We start from the raw sequence: 15,214 nt of genomic DNA on the forward strand, positions 1-15,214 counted from the left end.
TTTTTTACGTTATTCAATAAAAAGTAGAAGGCTTCTAATTTTCTTCTTTCTTTCTAGTTCCAACAACTAATCCTAAACCACTTAAAATTGAAAGTGCTGCTCCTGTAAATAATGCATATTGATCGGATTCTCCCGTTTTTGGTAAAACACTTGATTCTGAAGGAGAATTTATTGAATTATTATTATCACCTACATTTGAATCTGAAGCTGATACAATCACTTCCACTTCAAAGATTTCTGAAGATCCATCAGGATAAGTTACTTTAACTAAGCTAATATATTTACCAGCAGTATTAAAGTCAATTGCTCCTTCTGGTGTTACATCTTCAAAGGTTGGTTGACCTGGATAATTTGAATCTTCAACATAATCAGCAATAATCACATTATATGATAGAGCAACTTTTCCTCCTGCCCCATTATCACTCCTAAATTTTTTATGAGATATTTAAAACATCCTAACATATAGAGGCTTTTCGACTCGTAAATTTTTCACCATCCCCCTAAATATTCAAACAATTTATGCTTATTTTATTAATTATATTTTACTTATTGATATCAATCATTATGCAAAACCCACTTAATTTTAATTTGATTTGATATTTGATTAATTTTACGTATTTAAAAATATGTTTTAAACTATAATTTCTCTGCTGTTTTATGTTTAATTTTTACTACTTCAAAATAATAATTAATATTAGAATAATAATCAAAATACTATTTAAAACTAATCCTTTTTTAAATAGTTTACGATGCGCTTCTGCTGTATAATCAGGGATTATATTCAGATTTAAACTTTGATATTCATCTACCATTTCTTCTATATTAGTAATCCGACTCGTATGTCCTGGACTATCTGATAGAAAATGTTGTGCATAGGGGAAATAAACCACATGGTCTGGTTCTTCTTTAAATAACCCTTCAAACCAAGTGTTCTTATAAATATGTACTTGGTCATTTGGAATTTTATTAGCTCTTTCAACCTCCTTAGGATCGAATTGTAAACAGAAAACTTCGCTAGAGTTTTGCGAAAGCTCTCTACCATAACCTACTGATAAATTGCCTTCTAACCATAATTTTTTATCCAATATTTTCCTTTCAGAATTCAATATATTAGCATCATATACTAGGCTACGTTTTTTATTTTCATTTACGATATCTACTATTATATTGCCATCATAATCGGTTGTTAAGAGTGCTTGTTCATTGGTGGATCCGACTACCCCTTTAGAAACATCATGACTGAGAGTGTTGGTATCATAATCAATAATGACCCAGCTCAATAGATTATTTTTTTTATTTCTTGCAATGATATTTACCTCCAACCTTGTCCCCCAAAAGGCAGAGGTATGCACATTAAAAGAGCCAAGTATCGCATAAAATTTCGGTTGATCATCAGTAAATATCTTTGTTTTTATTAATTCAAAACCATCTGGTATTAACTTTCGAGCCCAATCTAAATCGACTAGTTCGTAACATAAGAAAGTACTGTAAGGTTCAACGACAAAGCCCATATAAGGAGTCGTCTTAGCAGACTCATTCATCACTTTATTTTGAAACTTACTGGGAATGTACTTAACCAACGGCGCAACTAAATGCAAAGTTGCTATGTCGATAGGTTTAATCATATCTTCTATTTTTTTATGAATTCAAATTTTTTCACTGGCATTCTCTCCTTGAATTAGAAAGATAAAATTTTTTATATCACCACTAGTGTAGCTTAAAAGCTAATATTACACAAAAAAAGAGGTACGCAATATTCAATTAAATTGAATATTGCGTACCTCTTTTAAAGTTTTAAATTATCTATAATACTTTATTTAAATTCGGTGATTTTCTCTGCTGCTAAACGCACTGATTGATAGCCAGATTCTTTGGCTTTACCAATTGATAAAATCATTACTGGAACGTAACGTTCTTTATCCAATCCAAAGGCTTCTGCTAATAAATCCTCTTCAAAACCACCAATTGGATTCGTATCATAACCATGTGCACGAGCCACAAGCATTAATTGCATGGCTGCTAAGCTGGAATCGATTTTTACAACATCGTTCATTTTTTGTTTAGAAAAATTTTTATAATAAGGAAGAATGACTGATAACTGCTGGTCTCTTGTCTCTGCAGGCATTTTACCTTCTTCAACTGCCTGATTATAAATTTCTTCACCCAATTCATAACACTGCATATCACCAAATATTAATATCATAGCCGATGAAGTATCATTTTGAAGGGTATTGAAACGGATAAGTGGTTTCAACTTAGCTTTTTCTTCCTCACTTTCAACCACCACAAATCGCCACGGTTGCATATTGACAGATGAAGGCGCTGTTGTAGCTTCTTGAATCATATCAAGCATTTCTTCATGGCTTATTTTAACGGTTTCATCATAGGCTCGGATTGATTTTCTACCAAAGGTAATTTCTGAAAAATCGTTGTTAATCATTTCTTTTGTCATAATATTCTCCTTTATTATTTAGTTAATTTACTCAGCAATTTAAATAAGGTCTGTACTTCTTCTTCAGAAAGAGGCAATAGTTTCTCTAGATCTGCTTGACAATGCTTTTGTTCGCATTGTTTTAAATCTTCAACTGCTTTTTTAGTGATGGTAACAAGAACCTCTCGATTGTTTTCGCTATTTCTTTCACGCACAACATAATTCTTCTCTTCTAAAACTTTAAGATGCCTGGTAACCGCCGCACTATCGATCTCCAATTCATTTTGCAAGCGCCTTTGAGTACAAGGGCTTTGATCTTTTAAAATAATCATTAACTCATAACGAGTAATACTAAATGAGGTTTCCTTTTCAAATTTACTAATCAAGTCTCGGTTAACCAATTTTAATTGATAAAACAACCGACTCACTTCTCTAAGTTTCATTAAAGCCTTCTCACAGCGATTGATTTGTCACCTATTGACTTGTCAATTATGAACCTTCCACAAATAAATTTATAGTAATAACGTTCTAATAGATTATAAAGCTTTTCATTTTAGGAATGAAAAGCTTTATAGAGCAATTGTAATATTTAATATTTCTTTTTGAATGAGAAGATAGTTGTAAAAACTCCCATTATACCTGTTAATACTGCAAGTATTGGTAGATTAGATTTTTCTTCTCCCGTTTTTGGTAGCATCGCTGTACTTGCCTTATCCACTTCAACCTCTGGAGTTTCAGATTCCACTGGTGGTTCTGCCATTTCTGGTGTCTCTGGTGTCTCCGGTGTCTCTGGCTGTTCGGGTATTAAAGGAAGTTGAGGATTGGCAGGTATAACTATCTCAGGCGTTTCTGAAACATCGGGATTTCCAGGAGTTTCAGGCTTTGGATCAACTGGAGTTTCTGGTGGTTCTACTTTTGAGTAGATATGAAGATTATCACCATTTTCTTGTCTGATTGTTTTTTCAAATTTATACCCTGCTATCTCTACTTCGGGATTCAAACCAAATTCAGTGTCTATTATTTCTTCGCCATCTTCATCTACAAAATGAGTATAATCAATACCTACTTTTAAAATCCTTGTAAGAGGATTAGTAATCTTTAAGTCAGATTTACTATTCAACTTCCAATATTTATTATTTAATAAAGGATTATTATCAGAACTTATTAAGCTTCCATCTTTAAAATATGCATTGCGAACGACATCAAAATGCTTATGTAATTGGCTAATTACAAAATCAGCATGATTTTGTCGATATTCCTCAACATTCATTTCATCAAACTTCGCTCCTAAGTTATGATAGGGCTTTTTATTACTAACATTATAATGTATCCTATCTTCAAGATATGGGTTTTTATAAAAGGCAAGGTCATAATCTACAGCAATATTTCCATAGCCTCCTTTTTGAACTACTATTTTGTCCTCTTGCTTTAAATTTTCATCAATTTCAAGTATAGTCTCATACTCGATATCTTCAGAAATCGTCGCGATTAGTCCGAAGTATGTTCCAGCAAGTTCATATCTATCCATATCATATAAAGGTTGGTTAATATCTTTAATTTTAAAACGAGGATCTGCAGCTTCAACAGGAACATCAGCAAATATAGCGGCACTATGGACAAAATATTCATTCTCAAATTCTCCCTGATTATTAAACATAGGTCGAATTTTAACTAATGGAACTTTTATCTCTTTTTCTCCTAATAAAAATGTAACATTTTTAGCATACATAAAATTCTGATACTGTAATTTCAAACGATAGAAATCAACTGAATTAATATCTTTTATTCTCACTTCTCCTAGAGAACTATCAGATGGTAATGGGGCAATGAACTTAAAATCTTCAGATAATTTAATCTTCTCAGCATATTTTGTGAAGAAAATCGATTCATACTCATCAATGCCTGGAAACTCATAAGTTTCTTCAAGTACCGGAATAGTTGCGACTTTTTTATCGCCATCGACTGGTTTTTTTTCTAAAAAGTCTTCAATCAGCCTTTTATCCTCGTCGGTCAAAGTTCCTGTTGAATCTTTAGCATTCATTGATAATGATGATGGCGTGGCTTGAACTAATGATAAAGCCGTTTCCTTATTATTTTCATCGACGTCATCAGAAGTTTCTTTAACAACTTCATTGAAATCTTCTCCATTTGCTTCGGAAGATTTTATATTTAATTCATTAGAATTTAGGTTTTCTGCGACTTTGTCAACGGACTTTACTTCAGATAATTCTGTTTCACTGGAACTATCTTCGACTACTGTATTTTCTGTAACAGTTTCATCAACTGCATTTGTCTCTAAAATAGAATCCTCTTCTATAGCTGTTTCTTCATTAAGAAGGTTAGGAATTTTATTTTCGTCTATACTTTCTGCGTATACATTTTCTGCCCCAATACTCATAGGCATTACTGATGCACACATTAAACTTGCCCCGATACAAATCGACCCGACACCTAATTTTGTTTTTCTGATACTAAATTTTACTTTTTTCATAATGCTCCTTATTGTTGATAATTGTAATATAATTTTATTATAAAACTACATTACCATTTGCAGTTCCCAGAAGCAATAAAAACATCTCCAATTCGAAATGAATTTAAAAAGCTTTCCGTTATAAACGAAAAGCTTTCATAGTCAAAAATCTTTTATTAATTCTTTTTTAATGAAAAAATTGTAGTGAAAATTCCTATTATACCAGTCAATATAGCAAGAATTGGCAAGTTGAAAGTTTTTTCTCCCGTGTTTGGTAGCATCGCTACGGTTGCCTTATCCACTTCTTGCTCTGATGCTTGGGGCACTTCTGATGTTTCAGGTACTTCTGGTGTTTCGGGTACTTCTGGTGTTTCTGGAACTTCAGGTCTCTCTGGAACTTCAGGTGTTTCTGGAACTTCAGGTGTCTCTGGAACTTCAGGTGTCTCTGGAACTTCAGGTGTCTCTGGAACTTCAGGCTCTGGAATTTCTTCATACACATAAATTATATCGCCGAATTCTCCATCTTTTGTTTCTTTCAGTCTGTAACCTTCAAAATCCTTAGCAGAATTTAAACCAAACTCTTTGTCTGAGAGAACTTCACCGTCAATGTCAACATAGTGTGTATAATCAATACCGACTCTTATAATTCTTGTAAGAGGATCTGTAGTTTCAGTGTCAGCAATTTTTTTTAATAACCAATATTTATTATTTGATAGAGGATCAATATCGTATTTTATTAAGCTTCCGTCTTCAAAATATGCTTTACGAATAACATCAAAATGCTCATGTAATTTGTTTATTATCAAGTCAGCATGATTTTGACGATATTCCTCAACATTCATTTGATCAAATTTTTTCCCAAAATAATAATCGCTGTAATCATTTAGATTCATGTGAAAACCTAATTTATAGTCTACACTAATTTTTCCGTAATTCCCATTTTGTTCTACAATTTTATCCTCTTGCTTCAGCTTTTCATCAATCTTAAGTATTGTTTTATACTCAATATCTTCTGAAATTGTAGCAATTAAGCCGAAATAGCTCGCAAGTTTATCTTCGGTAGTGCCAAGCTCATAACGAAGTGCAGTATCTATTCCCTCGAAACTTTCTTCATCTATCTTAAAGCGAGGGTCATCAGCCTCAACAGGAATATCAAGAAGTATAGGCTCACTGAAAAGAAAATACTCATTTTCAGCAATTTCCCCATATTCATTGAAATTAGGTCCGATTTCAACTAAAGGAACCTTCATCTCACTAGAATCTTTTAAAATCAAAGTTACATTTCTTGCGAACATTTTAGTTCCATACTGTAAATCTATAAAGTAAAAATCAGTTGAATTAATATCTTTTATTTTTACTTCCCAATCATATGTAGAAGGGAGTTCAGCAAAAAATCTAGCATCTTCAGACAGTTTTGTTTTTTTAAAATATTTTGTGAAGAAAATAGATTCATAGTCATCAGTACCTGGAAACTCATAAGTTTCTTCAGGAACCGGAATGGTTACAATTTTTTTATCGCCATCGACTGGTTTTTCAGCTAAAAAGTCTTCAATCAACTTTTTATCCGCTTCTGTCACAGTTTCCGTTGAAGCAGTGGCATTCATTGTTACTGCTGACGGGGTGGTTTGCGTTGATGCTAAATTCGCTTCTTCAACATTATTTTCTCTATCCTTTTCGTCAATGCCATTTGGATTATCTGATACATCCTCATTCAGACCTTCCTCAATTATTTCAGACACTTTTAAGCTTGATTCATTAGAATCTACATTTTCTGTGTTTTCGTTAACGGTATTGACTTCAGCTATTTCTATTTCTTTTGAACCCTCTTCGACAATTGCATTTTCTTCAACCATTTCATCTTCTGCATTTGTTTCTAAAACAGAATTTTCTTGCTTTTCAATTTCATCAACTGAAGCTTCATCTATAGCTACTTCTTCACTGAGAGACTCAGCAATGTTATTTTCGTCTATGCTTTCTGCGTGTATATTTTCAGCCATAATACTCATAGGTATTACTGATGCACACATTAAACTTGCCCCGATACAAATCGATCCGACACCTAATTTTGTTTTTCTGATACTAAATGTTTCTTTTTTCATAAATTCTCCCTAATATTAATGATCACAATAATTTTTTATTATAAATATACGATAGCACTTATGGTGCTCAGTCACAAGATAAATAGTTTCAATTTGAAATAAAATAAAAAAAGTCTTTCGTTGTAGCACGAAAGACTTTCTAAATTGACTAGAAATTTTAATGGTTTTTCTTGAATGAGAAGATTGTTGTAAAAACTCCCATTATACCTGTTAATAGTGCAAGTATTGGTAAGTTAGATGTTTCTTCTCCTGTTTTTGGTAACATCGCTACGGTTGCCGTGTCCACTTCAATCTCTGGGGTTTCAGATACCTCTGGTGTTTCTGGAACTTCTGGTGTTTCTGGAACTTCTGGTGTTTCTGGAACTTCAGGTGTTTCTGGAACTTCAGGTGTCTCTGGAACTTCAGAATCTGGAACTTCAAGCTCTGGAATTTCTTCATACACATAAATTATATCGCCGAATTCTCCATCTTTTGTTTCTTTCAGTCTGTAACCTTCAAATTGCTTAGCAGAGTTTAGACCAAACTCTTTATCTAAAAGAATTTTACCGTCAGCGTCAACATAGTGTGTGTAATCTATACCAACTTTAAGAATTCTTGGAGAAGAAAGTTCTGTTAGAAGTAATTTAAAATAAGTTACAGTCCAGTATTTATTATCAACTAATGGATACGGGTCATCATAAGCTAGACTTCCTGTTTTTTTAAGTTCTTCGATTTGTGATTTAAGGTGTTTTTCTAGCTCTCCATATATATAATCCGCATTATACTTTCGATAGTTTTTCAAATTAAGATCTTTTTCTTTTGTTATTAATGGAAGGTAATCGTTTTTTGTGGTAGTCAGCGTCTCTTCGTTTTGTTTTGTATGTAAAAAATATTCAATTGAATATTTTCCATATTTCCCTTCTTGAATTAAAACCCTTTCTCCAGTTTTTAACTTCTCATCAATTTCTAAAATTGTCTCATATTCAACGTTTTCCGAAACCGTCGATACTAATCCAAAGTATGGGCCAAGATCATGTTCATCCATATGTTCTAAAATCCAATTAAAATTACCATCTTTATCTTTCCAACGAGAATCAATTTCAAATCTAGGATCAGAATCTTCTATAGGCATATCAACATAAAATCTTGTATTGTCGACGTAATAAGTATTATCCGTTTCATTATAATAAAATGTAGCTAATGGAAGATTTAATTTCTCAGTATTTCCTATAACAATAGTAACATTTCGAGCAAATTTTAAATCTAAAGTTCCGTATCCAGGATCATAAGCTTCGATCATTTCAATATTTTCTACTTTGATTTCTTGGTATCCATTATTATCAATATTCGCCTTGAAACCAGCTTGAGTGTCAAGCTTGACTTTTTCACCAAGTGTCGTAAAGTAGATAGATTCGTAATTTTCTTCACCAGGAAACTCATATGCATCCTCTTTTGGTTTAACAGGAATTTTTACAACTTCTTTTTCTCCATCACTTGGTTCTTTTGCTAAAAAGTCTTCAATTAATTTTTCGTCTTCTGCAGTCACGGTGCTCGTTGAGGCAGTAACATTTATCGATAAAGATGATGGAGTGGATTCAACTGATAATAAATCAGATTCTTCCACATCTATTTTTTTATTATTTTCGTCAACGTTATTAGAATTTTCTAAAACAACTTCAGCCAACTCTTCTTCAGAAGCTTCTGACGTTTTTAAATTTAACTCGTTAGAATCTAAATTTTCTGTGTCTAAGTCCACAGAATCATCTTCAGATAACTCTATTTCATTCGAACTATCTTCGACTACTGCATTTTCTTCAGTCACTTCATCTAAAGTAAGTGTTTCTGAGTCAGAATCTTCGGCTATTTTAACTGAGTCTTCATCTAGGGCTGTTTCTTCATTAAGAGGATTGGTAATTTTGTTTTCATTTATATTTTCTGCGTATACACTTTCAACCCCAATATTCATAGGTATTACTGATGCACACATTAAACTTGCCCCGATACAAATCGACCCGACACCTAATTTTGTTTTTCTAATACTAAATTTTTCTTTTTTCATAATGCTCCTTTTAATTACTATAGAAACGATGTTATAGCAAATACGTTTGTATATACTCAATTATATAATAACATTACGAATTTAATAAAGCAATTCCTATAGTTAATACTACGCTCTATGAATTTTGAAAAATCAATAGATCTATTCTCAATTGATTTAATTTATAAAATTAATTATACTTTGATATATAAAATATTTAGGGTGTGAAATTATGAGAGTCGAAACAGAAATGAATCCTCTTGTATCAATAATCGTTCCTATTTATAATGGGGAATCATTTATTCCTAGGAGTTTAGAGTCTATAATAAATCAATCATACCAAAACATAGAAATTATATGTATTGTGAATGGTTCTACAGACGCTTCAAGTGAAATTATTAAAGAGTATCAAAAGAAAGATCCACGCATTCATTTAGTTGAATCTGAAATAGGTGACCTTGGAAGGGCATGTAATATTGGACTTGATTTAGCAAAAGGGAAATATATTAGTTTCGTAGATATTGATGATTGGGTGACTGAAGATTACATCGATATATTATTAAGCGGAATGAACAAGGGTTATAAATTATGCAAATCAAACTTACGCTATTTTGATAACAAAGAAAATCCATTAGTATATAATAATAAAGAAACGGGTTTTGTTTCTATTCGATCAGCGACATGGATGTTACCGGTTAGAACATGTGCAATGTATGATAAATCTTTATTTCAAAATTTTAGGTATATCGAATTTACTTATTATGAAGATTTAGCCGCTTGGCCAATACTTGTTGGCCTAGCGGGAGGAGTATATTTTATTAATGAACCGTTATATTATTACAATACTACGAATGAAACTTCCATCATGAGCCAAAAAAATTCTAAGCATCTTGTCATGGATAAAGTATTTGAATTTATTTTTAATAATATGACCCCAGATATAGATAGAGAGACAAATCTTTTAATTACGGCTCTATTTTTACAATCTTTTTGGACTTCTAATATTAAATATATTAATAATGATAAAGAAGGAAGAGCATATCTTAATAGAATTTATTCAGTAATTAAAGATCGGTTAATTGGTTACCATTATTTAGTTAATGAAATGCCAGTTTCTGAGCAGACCAAGCAAAAAATGATTCAATTTTACCAATAATTTAAGAATATAAATCAAAACCTACGAACATCTTGCTATAATTATGCAAGATATTCGCAGGGTTTTTTTAATTTTATCATATAGAATTAGATTTTAAAGCTAAAGATGAGTTACAATACATTTTAAATAAAACTATTTAAAATCCTTTAAGTTATAGAAAACTTTCTTCCCATTGTATTGAGCTAAGTCACTTAACTCATCTTCGATACGTAATAATTGGTTATACTTAGCGATACGATCAGTACGAGAAAGAGAGCCTGTTTTGATTTGACCAGCATTAGTGGCTACTGCAATGTCGGCAATGGTTGAATCTTCTGTTTCTCCTGAACGGTGAGAGATTACTGCTGTATATCCCGCACGTTTAGCCATTTCAATCGCATCAAAAGTCTCAGTTAAAGTACCTATTTGGTTTACTTTAATTAAGATAGAGTTACCAACTCCATTTTCAATTCCACGTGAAAGAATTTCAGTGTTGGTTACAAATAAGTCGTCTCCGACTAGTTGAACTTTTTCTCCTAAGCGTTCAGTCAATAACTTCCAACCATCCCAGTCATTTTCATCCATACCATCTTCAATAGAAATGATTGGGTATTTATTAACCAATTCTTCCAAATAATTTACTTGCTCTTCAGCTGTACGCTTCTTGCCGCCTTCGCCTTCAAATTTTGCATAATCATAAACACCATCTACGTAAAATTCTGAAGCTGCACAGTCAAAGCCTAAGAAGATATCTTCACCTGGTTTATAGCCAGCTTTTTCAATGGCTTTAAGAATGGTTTCAACACCGTCTTCAGTACCTTCAAAGCGTGGAGCAAAACCACCTTCGTCACCTACAGAAGTCTCTAAACCACGGTCTTTAAGGATTGATTTTAAAGCGTGGAAAACTTCTGCTCCCCAACGTAATCCTTCTTTGAAGTTTTCTGCCCCCACCGGTAAAATCATAAATTCTTGGAAAGCAATAGGCGCATCAGAGTGTGAGCCGCCATTGACAATGTTCATCATTGGGACTGGTAACTCTTTGGTATTAAAACCACCTAAATATTGATATAAAGGCATATCTAAGAAGTCAGCCGCTGCACGTGCAACAGCAATCGAAACACCTAAAATAGCGTTTGCTCCTAATTTTCCTTTATTAGGAGTGCCATCCATCTCAATCATCATTTGATCAATTGCTTGTTGTTGCAATACATCAAATCCTAATAAGGCATCTGCTAAAAAGTTGTTCACATTATCAACTGCTTGGCTAACACCTTTACCACCATAGCGCGTTTTGTCACCATCACGTAATTCAACAGCTTCATGTTCGCCAGTAGACGCACCTGAAGGAACCATTCCGCGGCCAAAGGCACCACTTTCAGTATAAACTTCTACCTCAATGGTAGGGTTTCCTCTTGAGTCAAGAACTTCGCGTGCGTATACATCTGTAATATATGGCATTTTATTCGCTCCTTTAATTTGATTGAAACGGTTTCGTCTCAATCTTATTTTATTGTTTTAATTCTTTAATTTCAATCAATTGTAATTAATGTTCTATCAAACTTTGACTTGTCATCTCACTTGGCTGTTCAATTTCTAAAAGATCCAACATGGTTGGTGCCAAATCAGATAAGATGCCACCTTCTCTTAAAGTAAGACCTTCTTTAGTAACTATTACAGGCACTGGATTGGTTGTATGGGCAGTCATCGGCTTGCCATCCATGGTAATAACTTCATCTGAGTTCCCATGATCGGCTGTAATGATTGCCACTCCATTTTTGGCTAGAATCAAGTCAACTATTTCTCCTAAACATTCATCCACTGCTTCAATGGCTTTGACTGTAGGTTCCATCATACCTGAATGACCGACCATATCTGGATTAGCAAAATTAAGTATAATCGCATCAATGGTGTCTTCATTAATTTTGTCAATTAAAGCGTCTTTCACTTCATAAGCAGACATTTCAGGTTTCAAATCATAAGTAGCAACCTTAGGAGAAGGAATTAAAATTCGCTCTTCTCCAGGGAAAGTCTCGTGTCGTCCTCCGGACATAAAGAAGGTAACATGAGGAAATTTCTCTGTTTCAGCAATTCTTAACTGCGTCTTACCTGCCTTAGAAATTACTTCACCAATAGTATTAACTAGATTAACTTTTTTGAAGGCTACTTCTGCTAGGACATCTTCAGAATACAAGGTGAAGGTTACAAAAGAAAGATTCTTAGGTCGATTGGCTGTATCAAATTCAGCAAATTGTGGATTACTTAAAGCGGTCGAAAGTTGAATAGCGCGATCTGGACGGAAGTTATAGTAGATAACACTATCCCCTTCTTTAATGTGCCCTTCAGGATCGACTACAAATGGACGAACAAACTCATCATAAACTTCTTGATCGTATGAAGCTTGGACGCCTTCTTCAGCACTAGCAAATTGTGGACCTTCACCAGCTACCAATGCATCGTAAGCCAATTTTACCCGATCCCACCGCTTATCACGATCCATGGCATAGTAACGACCAGAAACGGTTGCTATCTTGCCTAATCCTTTGTCTTTAATAAAATTTTCAGTCTCTTTGATAAAGCTTAACCCTGTTTGAGGACCGACATCACGGCCATCTAGAAAAGCATGTATGTACACTTTATCAAGTCCCATTTCTTGAGCTAATTCAATCATTCCAAATAGATGTCCAATATGCGAGTGAACGCCTCCATTAGAAAGTAAACCCATCAGATGCAAGGCACCATCGTTTTCTTTGGCATGTTTAATGGCTTTAGTAAGCTCCGGTATCTGCTTAATGCTACCATCTTTAATTGCTTTGTTAATACGCGTGAGTGATTGGTAAACAATTCTACCCGCACCAATATTCATATGCCCTACTTCTGAATTACCCATTTGTCCTTCGGGTAATCCAACGTTCTCGCCTTCGGCTCGCAACTGTTGATGAGGAAACTGTTTCCAATAACGATCAAAGTTCGGCTTATGCGCCGCTTTGACTGCATTACCATAGCTTTCTTCACGAATACCAAATCCATCTAAAATAATTAAAGCAACCGGTGCTTTTGTCATTATTTAACCGCCTCCAATAAAGATAAGAAAGAATCTGCTTGTAAACTAGCGCCTCCAACTAATGCGCCATCAACATCTGGGCAGGCTAGATATTCTGCGATATTTTCTGGCTTGACCGAACCGCCATATTGAATACGAACCTGATCAGCTACTTCTTTGTTGTAATTTTCAGCGATTACTTGACGAATAGCCTGACACATAGTTTGTGCATCATCTTTAGTAGCTGATTTACCTGTTCCAATGGCCCAAATTGGTTCATAAGCAATCACCAAGGATTGCACTTGACCTTCAGTAAGCTCTTTTAATGCGGCTGAGACTTGTTGACCTACAAACTCTTTGGCTTTTCCAGCTTCATAGGTTTCTAAAGTTTCTCCACAGCAAATAATGGGTTTCATTCCATTGCGGAAAATAGCATGCGCTTTTTTATTAACTTCTTCATCTGTTTCATGGAAGTATTGACGACGCTCAGAATGTCCTATAATAACGTAATCAACTCCCAAGGCAGATAAAGTTTTCGGACTATTTTCACCCGTAAAGGCTCCTTCATCTTCCCAAAAGCAGTTTTGAGCAGCTACTTGTAAGTCCGTATCTTGGACAGCTTCTGTAATCGCCTCTAGAAAAATAGCAGGTGCTCCGACAACACTATCCACCAAATCGTTAGCAGGAATTGCTGACTTCACTTTTTCAATAAATTCGCGAGATTCTTTAGCTGTCTTATTCATTTTCCAGTTACCAGCAATAATTGGTTTGCGTGACATAATTATCTCCTTTTCTATTTACTTATCATTGATTGAGTCCACTCCTGGTAGTACTGCTCCCTCAAGGTAAGTTAAGGATGCACCTCCACCTGTTGAAATATGAGTGAATTTGTCTTCGTAGCCTAATTGACTAACAGCCGCTGCCGAGTCTCCGCCACCTACGATTGTCGTGGCACCTTCTAGATGAGCGATTGCCTCACATACTCCAATCGTTCCTTTTGCAAAATTTTCCATTTCAAAAACACCCATCGGACCATTCCAAACTACTGTTTTAGCATCGGATAAGGTTTCAGTAAACAGCTTAACTGTATCAGGACCGATATCCATCCCCATATAATCTGCAGGAATTTTATCAGAAGCAACTACTTGAGTATCGGCATCGTTGGCAAATTCTTTAGCCACTACATTATCAATTGGTAATACTAACTTGTCACCAGCTTTATCCATAATTTCTTTAGCCAGTTCCACACGGTCGGGTTCACAAATTGACTGGCCAATTTCAAAGCCTTTGGCCTTAAAGAAGGTGTAAGCCATACCGCCACCGATAATCACTTTATCGGCTCGATCCAATAAGTTTTCAATAACTTTAATTTTATCAGACACTTTAGCTCCACCAAGAATTGCAACAAAAGGTCTTTCAGGCTGGTCTACAGCTTCTCCTAGGAACTTCACTTCTTTTTCCATTAAGAAACCAACTGCTGATTCTAAGTGAGCAGCAATTCCCACATTGGATGCATGCGCACGGTGAGCGGTCCCAAAAGCATCATTCACAAATAAATCTCCTAAGCTAGCCCAGTATTTACCAAGTTCAGGATCATTGCCTGATTCTTTTTTACCATCCACATCTTCAAAACGAGTATTTTGAACTAATAAAACATCTCCCGCTTGTAAGTCTTTAACCGCAGATTCTAATTTAGCGCCACGTGTTTCCTCAACGAAAACAACCTCTTTTTCCAGTAGTTCTGATAAGCGCTTAGCTACAGCTTGTAGATTACGATCTGCTTTTGTAATATCCTCTTGAGACTTAATTTTACCTAAATGAGAGAACAATACAATCTTTGCTTGATGATTGATTAAATAGTTGATTGTTTCTAAAGCCGCAACAATTCGCTTATCATCTGTGATTTTATCGCCATCCATTGGAACGTTAAAGTCAACACGGACTAAGACTGTTTTATTTTCTACCTTTAGGTCTCTAACGGTTTTTTTAACCATTCTACTTCCTCCTTTATAAAAAGAGCGG

At 34.3% G+C, this 15,214-nt stretch carries 12 protein-coding genes and 1 pseudogene; 1 reads left to right on the forward strand and 12 read right to left on the reverse strand.

Going from position 1 to position 15,214, the window contains the following annotated elements:
- Positions 1 to 34 precede the first annotated feature (34 nt).
- The 8 genes and pseudogenes from NW240_RS05305 to NW240_RS08570 all read right to left on the reverse strand — a co-directional run.
- On the reverse strand, positions 35 to 382 hold the full coding sequence (locus tag NW240_RS05305) for a Rib/alpha-like domain-containing protein (RefSeq protein WP_258436456.1): 348 nt from the start codon (positions 380 to 382) through the stop codon (positions 35 to 37).
- A 289-nt stretch (positions 383 to 671) separates the two neighbouring features.
- Complete coding sequence (locus NW240_RS05310; RefSeq protein WP_258436457.1) at positions 672 to 1,625, reverse strand: hypothetical protein; 954 nt, start codon at positions 1,623 to 1,625, stop codon at positions 672 to 674.
- Between the two features lie 188 nt (positions 1,626 to 1,813).
- Positions 1,814 to 2,452, reverse strand: coding sequence for a nitroreductase family protein (locus tag NW240_RS05315; RefSeq protein ID WP_258436458.1), 639 nt, complete (start codon positions 2,450 to 2,452; stop codon positions 1,814 to 1,816).
- 14 nt (positions 2,453 to 2,466) lie between these two features.
- On the reverse strand, positions 2,467 to 2,874 hold the full coding sequence (locus NW240_RS05320) for a MarR family winged helix-turn-helix transcriptional regulator (RefSeq protein ID WP_258436459.1): 408 nt from the start codon (positions 2,872 to 2,874) through the stop codon (positions 2,467 to 2,469).
- 146 nt (positions 2,875 to 3,020) lie between these two features.
- Complete coding sequence (locus tag NW240_RS05325) at positions 3,021 to 4,922, reverse strand: YSIRK-type signal peptide-containing protein (RefSeq protein ID WP_258436460.1); 1,902 nt, start codon at positions 4,920 to 4,922, stop codon at positions 3,021 to 3,023.
- 155 nt (positions 4,923 to 5,077) lie between these two features.
- On the reverse strand, positions 5,078 to 7,000 hold the full coding sequence (locus NW240_RS05330; RefSeq protein WP_309302398.1) for a YSIRK-type signal peptide-containing protein: 1,923 nt from the start codon (positions 6,998 to 7,000) through the stop codon (positions 5,078 to 5,080).
- Positions 7,001 to 7,157: 157 nt separating this feature from the next.
- Positions 7,158 to 8,966: an LPXTG cell wall anchor domain-containing protein gene (locus NW240_RS05335; protein ID WP_258436461.1), complete on the reverse strand. Its 1,809-nt coding sequence runs from the start codon at positions 8,964 to 8,966 to the stop codon at positions 7,158 to 7,160.
- Between the two features lie 3 nt (positions 8,967 to 8,969).
- Positions 8,970 to 9,038 (reverse strand): annotated as a pseudogene (locus NW240_RS08570) (YSIRK-type signal peptide-containing protein); the annotation flags it as partial.
- A 211-nt stretch (positions 9,039 to 9,249) separates the two neighbouring features.
- Between NW240_RS08570 and NW240_RS05340 the strand changes: the two are divergent.
- On the forward strand, positions 9,250 to 10,173 hold the full coding sequence (locus NW240_RS05340; RefSeq protein WP_258436462.1) for a glycosyltransferase family 2 protein: 924 nt from the start codon (positions 9,250 to 9,252) through the stop codon (positions 10,171 to 10,173).
- 132 nt (positions 10,174 to 10,305) lie between these two features.
- Here NW240_RS05340 and eno read toward each other — a convergent pair whose 3' ends face one another.
- The 4 genes from eno to NW240_RS05360 form a co-directional block, all read right to left on the reverse strand.
- Positions 10,306 to 11,610 (reverse strand): phosphopyruvate hydratase, encoded by a 1,305-nt coding sequence (eno, locus tag NW240_RS05345; protein WP_258436463.1) that lies wholly within the window; start codon positions 11,608 to 11,610, stop codon positions 10,306 to 10,308.
- 85 nt (positions 11,611 to 11,695) lie between these two features.
- Positions 11,696 to 13,213, reverse strand: coding sequence for a 2,3-bisphosphoglycerate-independent phosphoglycerate mutase (gene gpmI / locus NW240_RS05350; protein ID WP_258436464.1), 1,518 nt, complete (start codon positions 13,211 to 13,213; stop codon positions 11,696 to 11,698).
- On the reverse strand, positions 13,213 to 13,971 hold the full coding sequence (gene tpiA, locus NW240_RS05355; RefSeq protein ID WP_258436465.1) for a triose-phosphate isomerase: 759 nt from the start codon (positions 13,969 to 13,971) through the stop codon (positions 13,213 to 13,215). Before tpiA ends, gpmI begins: the two co-directional genes overlap by 1 nt.
- 18 nt (positions 13,972 to 13,989) lie before the next feature.
- On the reverse strand, positions 13,990 to 15,186 hold the full coding sequence (locus NW240_RS05360) for a phosphoglycerate kinase (RefSeq protein WP_258436466.1): 1,197 nt from the start codon (positions 15,184 to 15,186) through the stop codon (positions 13,990 to 13,992).
- Positions 15,187 to 15,214 lie beyond the last annotated feature (28 nt).

The sequence above is a fragment of the Facklamia sp. 7083-14-GEN3 genome (assembly GCF_024742075.1).
Taxonomy (GTDB): domain Bacteria; phylum Bacillota; class Bacilli; order Lactobacillales; family Aerococcaceae; genus Facklamia.

Excerpts from the sequence above, each read along its gene's own strand:
- NW240_RS05330 (WP_309302398.1), bottom strand. The coding sequence starts at position 7,000 with ATGAAAAAAGAAACATTTAGTATCAGAAAAACAAAATTAGGTGTCGGA.
- NW240_RS05310 (WP_258436457.1), bottom strand. The coding sequence starts at position 1,625 with ATGATTAAACCTATCGACATAGCAACTTTGCATTTAGTTGCGCCGTTG.
- tpiA (WP_258436465.1), bottom strand. The coding sequence starts at position 13,971 with ATGTCACGCAAACCAATTATTGCTGGTAACTGGAAAATGAATAAGACA.
- NW240_RS05360 (WP_258436466.1), bottom strand. The coding sequence starts at position 15,186 with ATGGTTAAAAAAACCGTTAGAGACCTAAAGGTAGAAAATAAAACAGTC.
- eno (WP_258436463.1), bottom strand. The coding sequence starts at position 11,610 with ATGCCATATATTACAGATGTATACGCACGCGAAGTTCTTGACTCAAGA.
- NW240_RS05315 (WP_258436458.1), bottom strand. The coding sequence starts at position 2,452 with ATGACAAAAGAAATGATTAACAACGATTTTTCAGAAATTACCTTTGGT.
- NW240_RS05335 (WP_258436461.1), bottom strand. The coding sequence starts at position 8,966 with ATGTGTGCATCAGTAATACCTATGAATATTGGGGTTGAAAGTGTATAC.
- NW240_RS05320 (WP_258436459.1), bottom strand. The coding sequence starts at position 2,874 with ATGAAACTTAGAGAAGTGAGTCGGTTGTTTTATCAATTAAAATTGGTT.
- gpmI (WP_258436464.1), bottom strand. The coding sequence starts at position 13,213 with ATGACAAAAGCACCGGTTGCTTTAATTATTTTAGATGGATTTGGTATT.
- NW240_RS05325 (WP_258436460.1), bottom strand. The coding sequence starts at position 4,922 with ATGAAAAAAGTAAAATTTAGTATCAGAAAAACAAAATTAGGTGTCGGG.
- NW240_RS05340 (WP_258436462.1), top strand. The coding sequence starts at position 9,250 with ATGAGAGTCGAAACAGAAATGAATCCTCTTGTATCAATAATCGTTCCT.